17 protein-coding genes are annotated in these 14,819 nt (G+C 74.2%); 3 read left to right on the top strand and 14 right to left on the bottom strand.

The annotated features are described in order from the left end of the window. Window positions 1-52 precede the first annotated feature (52 nt). From nusB to ETD96_RS27200, 3 genes are read right to left on the bottom strand one after another with little or no spacing between them, the layout of a single operon-like run. Window positions 53-469 carry a transcription antitermination factor NusB gene (gene nusB / locus ETD96_RS27210; protein ID WP_138639338.1) on the bottom strand — a complete coding sequence of 139 codons (417 nt, stop codon included), beginning with the start codon at window positions 467-469 and terminating at the stop codon, window positions 53-55. Between the two features lies 1 nt (window position 470). Beyond that, a complete protein-coding gene (gene efp, locus ETD96_RS27205) occupies window positions 471-1,028 on the bottom strand; it encodes an elongation factor P (protein ID WP_138639337.1) in 558 nt (185 codons plus the stop codon). Between the two features lie 32 nt (window positions 1,029-1,060). Continuing rightward, window positions 1,061-2,152: a M24 family metallopeptidase gene (locus tag ETD96_RS27200; RefSeq protein WP_138639336.1), complete on the bottom strand. Its 1,092-nt coding sequence runs from the start codon at window positions 2,150-2,152 to the stop codon at window positions 1,061-1,063. Between the two features lie 153 nt (window positions 2,153-2,305). On the opposite strand from ETD96_RS27200, the gene ETD96_RS27195 reads away from it, so the two are divergent. Further along, a complete protein-coding gene (locus ETD96_RS27195) occupies window positions 2,306-3,784 on the top strand; it encodes a flavin monoamine oxidase family protein (protein WP_205719482.1) in 1,479 nt (492 codons plus the stop codon). A gap of 39 nt (window positions 3,785-3,823) precedes the next feature. Here ETD96_RS27195 and ETD96_RS27190 read toward each other — a convergent pair whose 3' ends face one another. The 3 genes from ETD96_RS27190 to ETD96_RS27180 all read right to left on the bottom strand — a co-directional run bounded on the left by ETD96_RS27190 (window position 3,824) and on the right by ETD96_RS27180 (window position 6,077). Then, window positions 3,824-4,870: an LLM class F420-dependent oxidoreductase gene (locus ETD96_RS27190; RefSeq protein WP_138639334.1), complete on the bottom strand. Its 1,047-nt coding sequence runs from the start codon at window positions 4,868-4,870 to the stop codon at window positions 3,824-3,826. Between the two features lie 62 nt (window positions 4,871-4,932). Further along, window positions 4,933-5,598 (bottom strand): enoyl-CoA hydratase-related protein, encoded by a 666-nt coding sequence (locus tag ETD96_RS27185; RefSeq protein WP_138639333.1) that lies wholly within the window; start codon window positions 5,596-5,598, stop codon window positions 4,933-4,935. A gap of 32 nt (window positions 5,599-5,630) precedes the next feature. After that, window positions 5,631-6,077, bottom strand: a complete 447-nt coding sequence (locus tag ETD96_RS27180) for a PaaI family thioesterase (protein WP_138639332.1) — start codon at window positions 6,075-6,077, stop codon at window positions 5,631-5,633. A gap of 97 nt (window positions 6,078-6,174) precedes the next feature. Between ETD96_RS27180 and ETD96_RS27175 the strand changes: the two genes are divergently transcribed. Beyond that, a complete protein-coding gene (locus tag ETD96_RS27175) occupies window positions 6,175-6,750 on the top strand; it encodes a TetR/AcrR family transcriptional regulator (protein ID WP_138639331.1) in 576 nt (191 codons plus the stop codon). Here the strand turns inward: ETD96_RS27175 and aroQ are convergent. The 4 genes from aroQ to aroC are packed head-to-tail and all read right to left on the bottom strand — an operon-like array spanning window position 6,747 to window position 9,950. Continuing rightward, window positions 6,747-7,190 (bottom strand): type II 3-dehydroquinate dehydratase, encoded by a 444-nt coding sequence (aroQ, locus tag ETD96_RS27170; RefSeq protein WP_138639330.1) that lies wholly within the window; start codon window positions 7,188-7,190, stop codon window positions 6,747-6,749. The genes ETD96_RS27175 and aroQ overlap by 4 nt on opposite strands. Further along, window positions 7,187-8,260 (bottom strand): 3-dehydroquinate synthase, encoded by a 1,074-nt coding sequence (gene aroB, locus ETD96_RS27165; RefSeq protein WP_138639329.1) that lies wholly within the window; start codon window positions 8,258-8,260, stop codon window positions 7,187-7,189. Before aroB ends, aroQ begins: the two co-directional genes overlap by 4 nt. Further along, window positions 8,257-8,763: a shikimate kinase gene (locus tag ETD96_RS27160; RefSeq protein ID WP_138639328.1), complete on the bottom strand. Its 507-nt coding sequence runs from the start codon at window positions 8,761-8,763 to the stop codon at window positions 8,257-8,259. The genes aroB and ETD96_RS27160 overlap by 4 nt, the downstream gene beginning before the upstream one ends. An 8-nt stretch (window positions 8,764-8,771) precedes the next feature. Continuing rightward, complete coding sequence (aroC, locus tag ETD96_RS27155) at window positions 8,772-9,950, bottom strand: chorismate synthase (RefSeq protein ID WP_138639327.1); 1,179 nt, start codon at window positions 9,948-9,950, stop codon at window positions 8,772-8,774. Between the two features lie 67 nt (window positions 9,951-10,017). Between aroC and ETD96_RS27150 the strand changes: the two genes are divergently transcribed. Then, window positions 10,018-11,028 (top strand): DUF2332 domain-containing protein, encoded by a 1,011-nt coding sequence (locus tag ETD96_RS27150; RefSeq protein WP_138639326.1) that lies wholly within the window; start codon window positions 10,018-10,020, stop codon window positions 11,026-11,028. Here the strand turns inward: ETD96_RS27150 and ETD96_RS27145 are convergent. The 4 genes from ETD96_RS27145 to ETD96_RS27130 all read right to left on the bottom strand — a co-directional run bounded on the left by ETD96_RS27145 (window position 11,025) and on the right by ETD96_RS27130 (window position 14,668). Then, the gene (locus ETD96_RS27145; protein ID WP_138639325.1) at window positions 11,025-11,624 is read right to left on the bottom strand and encodes a nitroreductase family protein; all 600 of its coding nucleotides are present in this window, start codon (window positions 11,622-11,624) and stop codon (window positions 11,025-11,027) included. The two genes, ETD96_RS27150 and ETD96_RS27145, sit on opposite strands and share 4 nt — an antisense overlap. 88 nt (window positions 11,625-11,712) lie before the next feature. Continuing rightward, window positions 11,713-12,480 (bottom strand): SDR family NAD(P)-dependent oxidoreductase, encoded by a 768-nt coding sequence (locus tag ETD96_RS27140; RefSeq protein ID WP_138639324.1) that lies wholly within the window; start codon window positions 12,478-12,480, stop codon window positions 11,713-11,715. Further along, window positions 12,480-13,409, bottom strand: a complete 930-nt coding sequence (locus ETD96_RS27135) for a sulfotransferase (protein ID WP_138639323.1) — start codon at window positions 13,407-13,409, stop codon at window positions 12,480-12,482. The genes ETD96_RS27140 and ETD96_RS27135 overlap by 1 nt, the downstream gene beginning before the upstream one ends. Next, window positions 13,409-14,668 carry a DegT/DnrJ/EryC1/StrS family aminotransferase gene (locus ETD96_RS27130; RefSeq protein WP_138639322.1) on the bottom strand — a complete coding sequence of 420 codons (1,260 nt, stop codon included), beginning with the start codon at window positions 14,666-14,668 and terminating at the stop codon, window positions 13,409-13,411. Before ETD96_RS27130 ends, ETD96_RS27135 begins: the two co-directional genes overlap by 1 nt. Between the last annotated feature and the right edge of the window lie 151 nt (window positions 14,669-14,819).

Genomic DNA, 14,819 nt, shown 5'->3' with positions numbered 1-14,819 from the left:
GAAACAGCCTCCCGCCCGTGACGGGGGTTCCAGGGGGTCGCCCCCCTGGGTGTTAAAGACTGAGGGAGGGCTTCAGGTGTTGGAGGCGGGAGAGGAGGCCGTTGACGAAGCGGGGGGATTCGTCGGTGGAGAGTTCGGTGGCGAGGCCGACGGCTTCGCTGACCGCGACGCCGTCGGGGACGTCGTCGACCCACAGGAGTTCGTAGGCGCCCATCCGCAGGATGTTGCGGTCGACGGTGGGCATGCGCTCCAGCGTCCACCCGGTGGCGTAGGTGGCGATCAGTTCGTCGATGCGGTCGCGGTGCTCCTGGACGCCCTCGATGAGGCGGACGGCGTGCGGGTATTCGGCCAGTTCGTCCTGGTTGGGACGGCCCCGGCCGGCGAGGACGGCCGTCGGCTCCTCCTCGCGCAGTTCCGCCGCGAACAGGATGTCCAGGGCGAGTTTCCGTGCCTTGGTGCGCGCCGCCATCTCAGGCGCGGCCGAGGTACTCGCCGGAGCGGGTGTCGACCTTGACCTTCTCGCCGGTGGTGATGAACAGCGGGACCTGGATCTGCGCGCCGGTCTCCACGGTGGCGGGCTTGCTGCCGCCGGTGGAGCGGTCGCCCTGCAGGCCCGGCTCGGTCTCGGTGATCTCCAGCACGACGGCGGCGGGCAGCTCGACGTAGAGCGGGTTCTCGTTGTTGAAGGCGATCACGGCGTTCTGCTCGGGGAGCAGGTAGTCGGCGGCGGTGCCGACGACGGCCGCGGGGATGTGCGGCTGGTCGTAGGTCTCGGTGTCCATGAAGACGAAGTCCTCGCCCTCGCGGTAGAGGTACTGCATCTCCCGCTTGTCGACGCTCGCCACCTCGACCTTGGTGCCGGCGTTGAAGGTCTTGTCGACGACCTTCCCGGACAGCACGTTCTTGAGCTTGGTGCGGACGAACGCGCCGCCCTTGCCTGGCTTGACGTGCTGGAACTCCAGGACGGTCCAGAGCTGGCCGTCGAGGTTCAGCGTCATGCCGTTCTTCAGGTCGTTCGTCGTCGCCACTGGCTGATTCTCCCGGTCGCGGACCCGCGCGCCTACAGGACGAGCAGGTCCTTCGTCGTTGTGGTGAGGAGCTCGGGGCCGTCCGCGCGGACCACCAGAGTGTCCTCGATGCGGACCCCGCCCCGGCCCGCGAGGTAGACCCCCGGCTCCGCGGTGATCGGAACCCGGTCCAGCAGTTTACCGGTTTGGTCGTACCCCATGAGCGGCGCTTCGTGGATCTCCAGGCCGACGCCGTGCCCGAGGCCGTGGGAGAACGCCTTGCCGTGCCCCGCGTCGGCGATGATCTTACGGGCGGCGGCGTCGACGCCCTTGGTCTCCGCGCCGGGTGCGGCGGCGGCGATCCCGGCCCGCTGCGCGCGGTGGACGAGGTCGTAGAGGTCGCGCTGCCAGCCGGCGGGCTCGCCGATCGCGACGGTGCGGGTCATGTCGGCGTGGTAGCCGCCGTACAGGGCGCCGAAGTCCATGGTGACGAGGTCGCCGGCCTGGAGTTCGCGGCCGCCGGGGTGGTGGTGCGGGACGGCGCCGTTCGGCCCGGACGCGATGATCGACTCGAACGCGGGGCGCTCGGCGCCGAGGTCGACCATGGCCCGTTCGAGGGCGATCGCGACGGCCCGCTCGGTGACGCCGGCGCGGATCTCGGGAAGGACGGTCTCGAAGGCGCGGTCGGTGATGGCGCACGCCTCGCGGAGGAGGCCGATCTCCTCCTCGTCCTTGACCATGCGCAGTTCCTCGACGAGGTGGCCGAGCGGCGCCAGTTCGACCGGCGTGTCGAGCTTGCCGGCCTCCTCGCGGAGGGCGGTGTGCTGCTCGACGGTGATGTCGTGGGCCTCGAAGCCGAGCCGGCCGTGGCCGTCCGCGGCGGCCCGCTTGATCAGCGCGGCGGCGACCTGGCGGTCGACGACGACCGGCAGGTCCGGGCAGACCTCGGCGGCCATGCCGGCGTAGCGGCCGTCGGTCGCGAGGACGGCCTCGCCGTCGGCCGGGACGAGCAGCGCCGCGCGGGAGCTGTCGAGGCCGGTCAGGTAGCGGACGTTGACCAGCCGGGTCACCAGCGCGGCGGCCAGGCCGCGGTCGGCGGCGAGCGCGGCGAGCCGGCGCCGCCGCGCGATGTGCGTCTCCCCCATGCCCAGGACTCTAGATGATCGCCGGGGGGGCCGTCTCGACGCGGTCACGAAACATGAAGAACCCTCGACTTCGGCTCGAGGTCCGCCCTAGCGTGAGCTGCCGTGTGATCTTCCGTCCCCCCGCTTCTGGACTTCCCCCCAGGAGGGATCCCCTTGACGCGAGTCAGCCGCCGCAGACTCCTCGGCACGGGCGCGCTCACCGCGGCCGGAGCCGTCGCCTCCGCCGCCGCGGCGCCGTCCGCCGCCGCCCGCACCGCGCCCGTCAGCACCGACGTGGTGATCGTCGGGGCCGGCCTGTCCGGTCTCACCGCCGCGCGCGACCTGGCGGCCGCCGGCCGCTCCGTGCTCGTCCTGGAGGCCCGGGAGCGTCCCGGCGGGCGCGTGTACGGGCTGCCGCTCGGCGACGGCACCACCAGCGAGGGCGGCGCCGAGTTCATCGGCCCGACGCAGGACCGCATCGCCGCGCTCGCCAGGGACATGGGCGTCGAGACCTTCAAGACCTACAACGAGGGCAAGAACGTCTACTACCGCAACGGGAAGCGGTCCCTGTACGCCACCGACGGCCTGCTCGGCGCGGTCCCGCCGGACTGGGGCGTGATCGACCTGGAGCTGGCGCTGCTCAAGCTCGGCGGCATGGTCAAGGAGATCCCGGTCGGCGAGCCGTGGAAGGCGGCGAAGGCCGAGGAGTGGGACGCGCAGACCTTCCACACCTGGTCGCGGTCCAACTCGCTGAGCGGCGGCGCCCGGTTCCTGATGGACGCGTTCGCCTCCTCGACGCTGTCGATGCGCTCGCAGGAGATCTCGCTGCTGTACCTGCTGAACTACGCGGCCTCGGCGGGCAACGAGAGCACCCCGGGGACGATCGACCGGCTGATCAACACCAAGGACGGCGCGCAGGAGTCGCGGTTCGTCGGCGGGTCGCAGGAGGTCCCGGTCCGGCTGGCGGCGAGGCTCGGCGACATCGTCCGCTACAACGCGCCGGTGCGGTCGATCGCGACCGGCGCGGACGGCGTCACCGTCACCGCGGACGGCCTCACGGTGTCGGCGAAGCGGGTCGTCGTGGCGATGTCCCCGGCGATCGCCGGGAGGATCGACTACTCGCCGGGGCTGCCCGCGAGCCGGGCGCAGCTGATGCAGCGCTACCCGATGGGCTCGATCGCCAAGTTCGTCGGCGTCTACGACACGCCGTTCTGGCGGGCGGACGGCCTCACCGGGCAGGCCGTCGCCGACAGCGGCGCCATCGACGCGACGTTCGACAACAGCCCGCCGGACGGGTCGCGCGGCATCCTGATGGGCTTCATGAACCAGGCGAACATCCGCAGGCTGGACGGCGCGTCCGCCGACGAGGTCCGGGCCGCGGGGCTCGAATCGTTCACCAAGCTGTTCGGCGACAAGGCGGCCGCCCCGCGGATCACGGCGTTCCAGCGCTGGGACAACGAGATGTGGAGCGGCGGCGGCCCGGTCGGCATCGCCCCGCCCGGCGCCCTGACCGCGTTCGGCCCGGCGCTGCGCGCGCCGTGCGGCCGGATCCACTGGGCGGGCACGGAGACGTCCGACTACTGGACGGGGTACATGGACGGCGCGGTCCGCTCCGGCGAGCGCGTCGCGAGGGAGGTCCACGCGGCGCTGTGACGGCGCGGGGGCGGGCCGGCGGCGGCCCGCCCCGCCCGCTCACACTTCGGCGGCCATCTCCTTGACCTTCTCGATCAGGGCGAGCCGGCCCTTGTGGTCGCCCGCGATCGGGGACACGTTCAGGGTGGTGATCCCGGACTCCTTCATCGCGGCGAGCCGCTCGCGGACGTGCCCCTCGGAGCCGATGAGGGACATCTTCTCCAGCAGCTCCTGCGGGACCTTCGCGGCGGCCTCGTCCTTCTTGCCGTCCAGGTACAGGTCCTGGATCTCCTCGGCCTCCTTCTCGAAGCCGTACCGGCGGGCGAGGTCGTTGTAGAAGTTCTTGCCCTTGGCGCCCATGCCGCCGATGTAGAGCGCCGCCATGGGGCGGCCGAACTCCAGGTAGCCCTGCACGTCGTCGCCGATGGCGAGCGCGGCCTGGCCGACGACGTCCAGCTCGCCGAGCGCGGGGTCGCGGCGCGCCTTGCCCGCGGCGAGGGAGGCGCCCCACACGTCGGCGGCCTTCTCCGGCATGTAGAAGATCGGCTCCCAGCCGTTGGCGATCTCGGCGGTCTGCTCGACGTTCTTCGGGCCGATGGCGGCGACCAGGATCGGGATGTCGGCCCGCACCGGGTGGTTGATGAGCTTCAGCGGCTTGCCGAGGCCGGTGCCCCGGTCGGCGGGCAGCGGCAGCGTGTAGTGCTTGCCGTCGTACTGGAGCCGCTCCCGCCGCCACACCTTGCGGCAGATCTCGATGACCTCGCGGGTGCGGCCGAGCGGCGCGGTGTAGGGGACGCCGTGGAAGCCCTCGATGACCTGCGGGCCGGACGCGCCGATGCCGAGCGTGAACCGGCCGTCGGAGACGTAGTCCAGCCCGGCGGCGGTCTGCGCCATCGCCGTCGGCGTGCGGGAGTAGATGTTGAGGATGCCGGAGGCGATCTGCAGCCGCTCGGTCTTGGCGGCGATGTAGCCCATCTGGCTCACCGCGTCGAAGCTGTAGGCCTCCGCGATATAGACGATGTCGAGACCGGCCTTCTCGTAGTCGGCCAGCTCCTCGACGGTCTCCTTGAAACCGCCCGAGTAGCTGAGCGCCATCCCGATGCGCATCAGGCATCCTCCCTAACCGAATCCGATTCCAGTCGAACGTAACCTATCCCGCCGCCCGCCGGTCAGGGCAGGGCGGGACCGTGCAGCGCGTCCAGCACCGGCCGGTACAGGTCGGCGCGGATCCGGGCGACCGTCTGGCCGCCGCGGCCCGCCGCCGCGGCCGCGAGCTCCACGGCCGCGGGCAGGACCTCGTCCTCGGCGGCGGTCCGCTGGACGATCCCGGCCGCCCGCGCCTCCTCGGCGGTGTAGCGGCGGCCCGTGAGCATGGCCTCGTGCGCGGTGGCGGTCGGCAGCCGCTCCTTCAGCAGCGCGTTCATGCCGGGCGTGAAGCTCATGCCGAGGTCGACCTCGGGCAGGCAGAAGTAGCCGCGGTCGGTGCGCATGACCACGGTGTCGTGGCAGAGGGCGAGCATGGCGCCGCCGGCGAACGCGTGCCCGTTCACCGCCGCGAACGTCGGCATCGGCAGCTCCAGGACGCGGGCGAACACGCCGTGCACGCGGCCCAGGTACTCCTCGAACTTGTCCTGGTTGGCGCCGAGCCACTCCAGGTCCAGACCGTTGGAGTAGAACTTGCCGGTGCCCGCGGTGACCAGGGCGCCCGGCCCGTCGTTCTTCGCCACCGTGTCGAGCGCGTCCTCGACCGCGCCGAGGAAGTCGGGGCCGAACCGGTTCTCGCCGGCGTCGAACCGCAGGACGTACACGTCTCCGTCGCGCTGGAGGTCGATCACGTGGCTCTCCTTCATCCGTGCCTGAGCGAACCCTACTCGCGAGTAGCCGCGGGGAAGACCATGCAGGTCGTCGTGCCGTGCGCGACGAGCTTGCCGTCCGCGTTGGTGATGCGGCCCTCGGCCGTCGCGACCTTGCGCCCGACGTGCACGGTCGTCCCCTCGCACACCAGCCGGCCGCCCTCCAGCGGCACCGCCCGGACGAAGTTCACCTTGAGCTCCAGCGTCGTGTAGCTCGCACCCTCCGGCAGCGACGTGTGCACCGCGCACCCCATCGCCGAGTCGAGCAGCGTCGACATGATGCCGCCGTGCACCGTCCCGAGGGGGTTGCTGAAGTCGGTGCGCGGCGTGAGGGCGAACACGACCCGTCCGGGCTCCAGGGTCTCGGCGGTCATGCCCAGCAGCGCCCCGATGCCGTATCCCTTCTCCGCGCCCATGTTGAGCAGCTCCTTCAGCTGCTCGAGGCCCGCCGTGCTCGCCATTCCGCTCCCTCGGTAGGACGTCCGTCATAGGAACCATGTTCTATGACGTCCGTCATGGGCAACGCGACCACCATATGATGAATGTCATAATCGAACCATGGGGACCGACAGCCGGGAACGCATGGTGCGCAGCGCCGCCTACCTCTTCCGCGAGCGCGGCTACAGCGGCACTGGCTTCCGCGACGTCATCGCGCACAGCGGCGCCCCGCGCGGGTCGATCTACCACCACTTCCCGGACGGCAAGGCGCAGCTCGCCGAGGAGGCCGTCCGCTACGCCGGCGAGTTCCTCAACGCCGGCATCCTCGCCGCCACCGAGGGCGGCGACGCCGCGTCCGCCGTGGACGCCTTCGTCGGCTGGTGGCGGCAGGTCCTGGTCAAGAGCGAGTTCCGGGCCGGCTGCCCCGTCGTCGCGGTCACCGTGGAGGCCCACGACGACGCCCCGCAGCTCGCGCAGGCGGCCGCCGCGGTGTTCGGCCGCTGGCAGGACACCCTCGCCACCGGCCTCGGCAACGCCGGCGTCCCCGACGACCGCGCCGCCCGCCTGGCCCGCCTCATCGTCGCCGCCGTCGAGGGCGCGACCATCCTGTGCCGCGCCCACCGCGACGTCGCCCCGCTGGACGACGTGGTCGCCGAGCTCAAGGACATGACCCGGCAGGCCGTCCGCGAGGACTAGCGGTTCTCGGCGAGGAGTTCGGCGACGGCCTGGAGGGCCAGGACGTAGGACATGGGGCCGAAGCCCGCGATGGTGCCGGTGGCGACGCCGGCGACGACGGAGGTGTGGCGGAACTCCTCGCGGGTCGCCGGGTTGGTGATGTGGACCTCGACGAGCGGGGCGGTGCGCTGGGCGAGGGCGTCGCGCAGCGAGTAGGAGTAGTGCGTGAACGCGGCCGGGTTCAGCACGATGGGGACGCGCTCGTCGGCGGCCTCGTGCACCCAGCGGACCAGCTCGGCCTCGTCGTCGGTCTGCCGGACCTCCACGCTCAGGTCGAGGCGGCGGCCGGCGTCGCGGCACAGGGCGGTGAGGTCGTCGAAGCTCGTCGTGCCGTAGGTGTCGGGCTCGCGGACGCCGAGCCGGCGCAGGTTCGGGCCGTTCAGGACGAGCACGCGGGTCATGGGGTGATCTCCCGGTAGGCGGCGGCGAGCAGCTCCTCGTCCGGGCCCTCGAGGCGGCCCGGCCGCCCGATGCCGTCCAGGACGACGAAGCGGAGCGTCCTCCCGCGCGACTTCTTGTCGATGGTCATGGTGGCGCGCAGGCCGGGCCAGTCGGCGGCGTAGGAGACGGGCAGGCCGACGGAGGCGAGGACGTCGCGGTGCCGCCGGACGTCCCCGGCGGGCAGCCGGCCGGCGAGGCGGGCGAGCTCGGCGGCGTAGACCATGCCGATCGCGACGGCGTGGCCGTGCCGGAACCGGTACTCCTCGGCCTTCTCGATGGCGTGCGCGAGGGTGTGGCCGTAGTTGAGGATCTCGCGGAGGCCGCTCTCCCTGAGATCGGCCGAGACGACGTCGGCCTTGACCTTGATCGCGCGTTCGACGAGCTCGCGGGTGTGCGGGCCGTCGGGGGACGCGGCGCCCTTCGGGTCGTCCTCGACGAGGGCGAGGATCGCGGGGTCGGCGATGAACCCGGCCTTGATGATCTCGGCGAGGCCGCTGATGTAGTCCTCGTGCGGCATCGTCACCAGCGTGGCGAGGTCGCACAGGACGCCGGCGGGCGGATGGAACGCGCCGACGAGGTTCTTGCCCTCGGGGATGTTGATGCCGGTCTTGCCGCCGACCGCCGCGTCCACCATGCCGAGCAGCGTGGTCGGGACGAGCACCGCCCGCACCCCGCGCAGCCACGACGCCGCCGCGAACCCGGCGAGGTCGGTGGTGGCGCCGCCGCCGACGCCGACGACCACGTCGGTGCGGGTCATGCCGAGGCGGGCGAAGGACGACCAGAGCCCGGCGAGCACGCCGACCTCCTTGGCGGCCTCCCCGTCGGGGACGGGCAGCGCGTGGACGGCGTACCCGGCCTGTTCGAGGGCGCCGGCGACGGGGCGGGCGATCTCCGGGAGCCCCTCGGCGTGCACGACGGCGACGGTGCGGGCGCGGTCGCCGACCATCGCGGGCAGCTCGCCGAGGACGCCCGTCCCGATGACGACGTCGTACGGGTCGGCCCCGCCGACGTGCACCCGCCCCGGTGTCACGCGTCCTCCAGGCCCTTGGCGATCTCTTCGACGATCTCGGCGGGCTCGCGGCCGTCGGTGTCGACGGTGACCGTGCCGAGGCGCTCGTAGATCGGGAGGCGCTCCGCCAGCAGCCTGCGCATCTGGCTGCGCGGGTTCAGCACGAGCAGCGGGCGGGCGGACGCGAGGCCGACCCGCTTGATCGCCTCGGACAGCCCGACCTTCAGGTAGACGACGGTGTGCCCGCCGAGCAGCTCCTGGGTCTCGGCGGCCAGGACGGCGCCGCCGCCGAGCGCGACGACGCCCGGGTGCTCGGCGAGGGCGGCGGCGACGGCGGCGCGCTCCAGCTCGCGGAAGCGGTCCTCGCCGTCGTCGATGAAGATCTCGCCGATCGGCTTGCCCGCCGCGGCCTCGACGTCGGCGTCGGTGTCGCGCAGCGCGACGCCGAGCCGGTCGGCGAGCGCGCCGCCGATCGTGGTCTTGCCCGAGCCGGGCGGCCCGATGATGACTGCCTTCGGTCGCATGGTCCCGCTCACTTGATCGTCAGGGCGGACAGGTAGCCGCGCAGGTTGCGGGCGGTCTCCTCGGCGGAGTCGCCGCCGAACTTCTCCAGCGCGGCGTCGGCGAGGACGAGCGCGACCATCGCCTCGGCGACGACCCCGGCGGCCGGGACCGCGGTGACGTCGCTGCGCTGGTTGATGGCCTTGGCGGGCTCGCCGGTCTTGACGTCGATGGTGTCGAGGCGCCGGGGGACGGTCGAGATCGGCTTCATCGCGGCGCGCACCCGCAGCACCTCGCCGGTCGTCATGCCGCCCTCGACGCCGCCCGCGCGGTTCGTCCGGCGGCGGACGCCCTCGGGGGTGCCGTCGATCTCGTCGTGCGCGCGGGACCCGGGCCGCCGGGCGGTGGTGAACCCGTCGCCGAGCTCCACGCCCTTGATCGCCTGGATGCCCATCAGGATCCCGGCGAGCCGGGAGTCGAGCCGGCGGTCCCAGTGGACGTGGCTGCCGAGACCGGGCGGCAGCCCGTAGGCGAGGACCTCGACGACGCCGCCGAGGGTGTCGCCGGCCTTCTTCGTCTCGTCGATGTGCGCGACCATCGCCGCGGAGGCGTCGGCGTCGAAGCAGCGGACGGGGCTCTCGTCCACCCGGGCGAGGTCGCCGGGGCCGGGCAGGACGCCGGCGGGCGCCTCGACCTCGCCGAGCGCGATCACGTGGCTGAGGACGTCCACGCCGAGGGCCTGCTTGAGGAACGCCTTGGCGACGGTCCCGAGCGCGACGCGGGCGGCGGTCTCCCGGGCGCTCGCCCGCTCCAGCACGGGACGGGCGTCGTCGAAGCCGTACTTCTGCATGCCGACGAGGTCGGCGTGGCCGGGCCGGGGCTGCGACAGCGGCGCGTTGCGCGCCTGAGCGGCGAGGACGTCGGCGTCGACGGGGTCGGCCGACATGACCGTCTCCCATTTGGGCCACTCGGTGTTGCCGACCTCGATCGCGACCGGCCCGCCGAGCGTCACCCCGTGCCGGACGCCGCCGAGGATCGTCACCTCGTCCTGCTCGAACTTCATCCGGGCGCCCCGCCCGTGCCCGAGCCGGCGGCGGCGCAGTTCCTCGGCGATGTCCCCCGAGGTCACGCGCACACCGGCCGGCAGCCCCTCCACGATCGCGGTCAGGGCCGGGCCGTGGGACTCCCCCGCGGTCAACCAGCGCAGCATGGCCCCGATCCTATTGACTCCGCGCGCCCGCCCGTGACGGCGTCCACCATCTGAGAGGGTGGCGCGGGTGAGGAAGCAACTGCTCGCACAGTCCCGGGCGTGCGCGGAGCTCGGATCGCCGATGTACGCGGAGCTGCTGGCACGGGCGGCGGACGACCCGGGCGGCGCCGCGGCGGACGTGCTCGGGGAGCACCGGGGCTCCGGCTACATCCTGGGCATGCTGGGGACGGTCCACCGCCTCGTGCTGGAGGGGCGCGCGCCGGACCTGGCCGCCTACTACCCGACCGCCGGCGGGACGCGGGACCCGCTGCTGGCCTGGCCCGCGTTCCGGGACGTGCTGGCCGGGCACGCGGCGGAGATCCGCGCGGGCCTCACCGACCCGCCGCAGACGAACGAGGTGGGACGGTCGGCCCCGCTGGTCGGCGGCCTCCTCGCGATCAGCGCGGCGACGGGCGGGCGCCCGGTCCGGCTCCTGGAGATCGGCGCGAGCGCGGGCCTGAACCTGCGCGCCGACCACTTCCGGTTCCGCCACGACGGCGGCGTGTACGGGCCGGAGTCGCCGGTCGTGCTGCCCGGCGCGTGGCGGGGCCTGCCGCCGGTGGACGCGCCGCTGGCCATCGTGGAGCGGCGCGGCTGCGACCCGAACCCGCTCGACGCGGCGTCGCCCGGGGCGCAGCGGCGGCTCCTGTCGTACGTGTGGCCCGACCAGGCGGAGCGGGTGGCGCGGCTGCGGGCGGCGTTCGAGGTGGCGGCGCGGGTCCCGGCGGAGGTCGTCCGGGCGGGCGCGGCCGAGTTCCTGGACGGCCTGGCCCCCGAGCGGGGCACCGCCACGGTGGTGTGGCACTCGACGATGCGCGCCTACCTGTCGGAGGACGAGGCGGCGCGCGTCGACCGGCACATCGAGGACGCCGGCGCGGCGGCCACCGCGGACGCGCCCGTGGCGCACCTGTCGTTCGAGGGCCCGGACGCCTCCCGCCTCAGCACCGCGCACGTCGTGGCGCTGCGGCTGTGGCCGGGCGGGGAGCGCCGGATCCTCGGCGAGGGCCCGTCGCACGGGCTGCCGACGACCTGGCTCTAGCGCGGGTCCGCCCAGGACTCGCGGCGGACGAGGTCGCCGTAGGGCTTCGCCATCGACCGCAGCCGGGCGGTGTCGGCGGGGGGCACGGCGTCCTCGCGGGCGTGGCCGATCGTGACGACGCCGACCACGGCGATGTCGTCGGGGAGGCCGAGCAGCTTCTTGAGCCCGTCCTTGTGGCGGACGGTCGCGAACCCCGTCGCCAGGCCCTCGTTGATCGCGGCGAGCTGGATCAGCATCAGGAACGCCCCGGAGTCGACCCACCAGTAGGGGGCGGGCCACTCCATCTCCTTGCCGTCGATGAGCTTGTCGGGGCGGGTGTAGCGGTCGTGGTAGTCGTCCTCGCGGATGCCGAGCACCATCAGCACCGGCGCGACCGACAGCCACTTCTCCGGGTAGACGGACTCCTCGGCGAGTTCGGCGACGCGCTCGCGGGTGGCGCGCTCGGTGACGACGACGAGGCGGTGGCCCTGGCTGAACCCGGCGCTCGGCGCCCGGCGGATCGTCCGGGCGATCTTCTCCACGGTCTCCGGCGGGACGGGGTCGGTGCGGTAGCGGCGCACCATCCGCCGCGCCGCGAGCACGTCGTCGAACTCCACGCTCTCTCCGTTCTCAGAGGCCCTGCTCTCAGAGGCCCTGCTCTTAGATTCCCTGCTCTCAGATTCCCTGCTCTCAGATGCCGTGCCTTCAGATTCCCTGGGTGAGGCCGCCGTCGACCAGCAGGGTCGTCCCGGTGATGAAGCCGGCCCGCTCGCTCGCGAGGAACGCGGCGGCGGCGCCGAAGTCGGCGGGCGAGCCGAGCCGGCCGAGCGGGATGCCCGCGGCGATCCCGGCGAGGCCCGCCTCCCGGTCGTCGCCGAGGAGCGCCTCGACGGCGGGAGTGAGGTGGTAGCCGGGCGCCAGCACGTTGACGGTGATACCGGCCGGGCCGAGCTCGCGGACGAGCGCCTTGGCGAACCCGGCGAGCGCGGGCCGCACGGTGCCGGACAGGGCCAGCTCCGGCGTCGGCTGCCGCATCGTCTCCGAGGCGATCATGAGGACGCGGCCCCAGCCGGCGTCGCGCATGTGCGGGACGGCGGCCTGGACGAGCGCGATGTGCGACAGCACGCACAGCTCGACGGCGTCGCGGTAGGCGTCGAGGCCGAACCCGAGGGCGGGGCCGGCCGGCGGCCCGCCCGCGTTGGTGACCAGGACGTGCGGGCCGCCGAGGTCGGCGGCGGTGCGGCCGACCCACGCGGCCGCCGCCTCGTGGTCGCGGACGTCGAGCCGGGTCGCGACGGCGCGGCCCGGCCCGGCCGCGTCGATCTCCTTGCGCGCGGCCTCCAGCCGCGCCTCGTCGCGCCCGCAGAACGCGACGTCGGCGCCGGCGGCGGCGAGCTCGCGGGCGGTGGCCAGGCCGAGGCCGCTGGTCGCGGCGGCGACCAGCGCGACCCGGCCGCGCAGTCCGAGATCCATCAGACCTCCGCGGGGATCGGGGCGGCCGGGACGGGCCGCAGCGGGTAGCGGTAGCGGGCCAGCAGCGGCAGGGCGAGGGCGGTGGCGACGGCGCGGGCGGGCGCGGGCTGGGCGCGCACCCACGCGTCGTCCTCCCGGATCCGGACCGGGCCGCGCCGCAGCCGGTCGGGGTTGCCGGTCACGGTGTGGTTGACGCCGAGCCGGGCGGTGCCGTCGCCGTCCACGGGCGGTTCGCCGGTGAGGCCGGCGTGCGCCATCACCCGCGCCAGTTCGGCGCGCGGGCCGGCGGTGAAGTCCTCGTAGCGCAGCCGCAGGCAGCGCTCGGGGAACGCGCGGGCGATCCGCTCGGACGCGAGGTTGAAGCCCGTCCAGTAGGCGGTGCTGCGGGCGGGGCCCATCGCCGGGATGTAGTCCTTCGCGCGCCGCCACGACTCGGCGGTGGCGCGCGGGTCCCGGACGACGTGCAGGACGCGGGCGTCCACGCCGGGCGCGCCGCACAGCGCGGCGGCCTCGGCGGGGAACTTGCCGGTGTCGACGATCAGCCCGGCGCCGGACTCCGCCGCGATCGCCTCGTACAGCCGGACCAGGTCGGCGACGGCCGGGTGCGCGGCGCGGACGTGCCGCGCCTCGGCGAGCCGGCGGCCGGTGTGCCGGGTCCGCAGCGCGGCCCGCTGCCGCGCGACGGCGCGTTCGGCGTGCCAGGCGGGGTCGGCGCCGGCGATCCGGGCGATGACCGCCTTCCACAGCGGGCACGCCGGGACGTCCCGCCCGCAGCCGCACAGGGTGTTGGTGCCGCGGCCGAGGACGCCGTTCGTCCACAGGTAGCGCAGCTCGCCGACGTGGACGGCGCCCGGCAGCTCGCCGAGCAGGTTGCCGAGCAGGGTGGTGCCGCTGCGGCACCAGCCCGTCACGTACAGGACGCGGACCATCAGCGGCGCCCGGCGCCGGAGCCGACGACCTTCCGGACGGCCTCGACGACGTCGTCGCGGTCCCGCGCGGTGAGGTTCGCCGACAGCGGGATGTCGACCGCCTCGTCCAGCCGCGCCGCCGTGGCGGGGTACTCGGCGCGGGCGCGCTCGGGGTCGGGGAACAGGAACCGCCAGTTCCAGAACGCGCGGACGTTGGTGTCGCCGGGGTCGCCGAGGGCGCGCGCGTCGATGCCCTCGGCGCGCAGCGCGGCGGCGGTCCAGGCGGTGCCGCGGGCGCCCGCGCCGGGCAGCCGGAACACCAGCGCCTCGCCGAGGTAGGCGCCGTCGGCGACGGGGCGGCGCAGCGCGAGGCCGGGCACGCCCGCGAGCCGCCCGGCGACGTCGTCGTAGTTGCGGCGGTGGGCGGCGAGCCGCTCGGGCAGGCGGCGCAGCATGGGGCGGGCGAGCGCGGCGCGGATCTCGTCCATTCGCAGCCCGTAGATCGGCAGGGCGAGGTCGTCGACGGGCGGCGGCGCGCCGTCGAAGTGCCGCGCCATCCGGCCCTCGTAGGCGCCGGAGTAGACGACCGCGCGGGCGTGCACGGCCGGGTCGCGGGCGAGCAGGAACCCGCCCTCGCCGGTGTTGAGCGACTTGTCGGACTGGGTGCTGAACGCGCCCGCGTCGCCGATCGTGCCGAGGAGGCGGCCGCCGAGCCGGGCGCCGAGCGCGGGCACCGCGTCCTCGACGACGGGGATGCCGCGCTCGCGGGCGAGCGCGCAGATCGCGTCCATGTCGGAGGCGAACCCGCGCATGTGCACGACGACGACCGCGCGGACGTCCGGGGTGAGGCGGCGGCGCAGGTCGGCGACGTCCAGGTGCAGGTCGTCGTCGCATTCGACGAGGACGGGCCGGTGCCCGGCGAGCAGGATCGCGCTGGGCGTCGCGGCGAAGGTGAAGGCGGGGCAGGCGACGCGGGAGCCGGGCGGCAGGTCCAGCGCGAGCAGCGCGAGCGTGATCGCGGCGGTGCCGCTGGCGCAGGCCAGTGCGTGCGGGACGCCGAAGTGGCGGCACAGGTCCCGTTCGAGCAGGCCGGCGCGGGTCTCGGCGTAGGGGCGGTGGTCGTAGCGGAAGTAGAGCCGGTCGCGGATCGCGTCGAGCGCGTCGCGCAGGTCGTCCTCGCCGATGAAGACGTCGCCCTTGTCGTAGGTCGGCCAGGGGTCGGTGCGCACCGGCGCGGCGCCGTCGATGGCGAGCAGGCCGGGCTGGACGTCCACGGTCATGTTCGTCTCCTCCACGGGGAACGGGAGCTTCGCTCAGGAGTGCGGGGGCGCCAGGGCGAGCACGGCGGGCACGCCTGCGGCGGGGGCGCGGCGCAGCAGCCCGTAGCCGATGCCGGACAGGCCGGCGAGCAGGCCGGGCGCGGGGGCGGGT

Source organism: Actinomadura geliboluensis (assembly GCF_005889745.1).
GTDB classification, from domain to species: domain Bacteria; phylum Actinomycetota; class Actinomycetes; order Streptosporangiales; family Streptosporangiaceae; genus Spirillospora; species Spirillospora geliboluensis.
The sequence above is the reverse complement of the archived record's forward strand: the minus strand, read 5'-3'. Positions and strand labels throughout refer to the sequence as shown.

Coding starts and splice junctions, on each gene's coding strand:
- aroQ (WP_138639330.1), bottom strand. CDS start 7,190: ATGACCCGCGTGCTCGTCCTGAACGGCCCGAACCTGCGCCGGCTCGGC.
- ETD96_RS27190 (WP_138639334.1), bottom strand. CDS start 4,870: ATGCGCATCGGGATGGCGCTCAGCTACTCGGGCGGTTTCAAGGAGACC.
- nusB (WP_138639338.1), bottom strand. CDS start 469: ATGGCGGCGCGCACCAAGGCACGGAAACTCGCCCTGGACATCCTGTTC.
- ETD96_RS27180 (WP_138639332.1), bottom strand. CDS start 6,077: ATGGCGAGCACGGCGGGCCTCGAGCAGCTGAAGGAGCTGCTCAACATG.
- ETD96_RS27200 (WP_138639336.1), bottom strand. CDS start 2,152: ATGGGGGAGACGCACATCGCGCGGCGGCGCCGGCTCGCCGCGCTCGCC.
- ETD96_RS27130 (WP_138639322.1), bottom strand. CDS start 14,668: ATGACCGTGGACGTCCAGCCCGGCCTGCTCGCCATCGACGGCGCCGCG.
- ETD96_RS27175 (WP_138639331.1), top strand. CDS start 6,175: ATGGGGACCGACAGCCGGGAACGCATGGTGCGCAGCGCCGCCTACCTC.
- ETD96_RS27135 (WP_138639323.1), bottom strand. CDS start 13,409: ATGGTCCGCGTCCTGTACGTGACGGGCTGGTGCCGCAGCGGCACCACC.
- aroC (WP_138639327.1), bottom strand. CDS start 9,950: ATGCTGCGCTGGTTGACCGCGGGGGAGTCCCACGGCCCGGCCCTGACC.
- ETD96_RS27160 (WP_138639328.1), bottom strand. CDS start 8,763: ATGCGACCGAAGGCAGTCATCATCGGGCCGCCCGGCTCGGGCAAGACC.
- ETD96_RS27140 (WP_138639324.1), bottom strand. CDS start 12,480: ATGGATCTCGGACTGCGCGGCCGGGTCGCGCTGGTCGCCGCCGCGACC.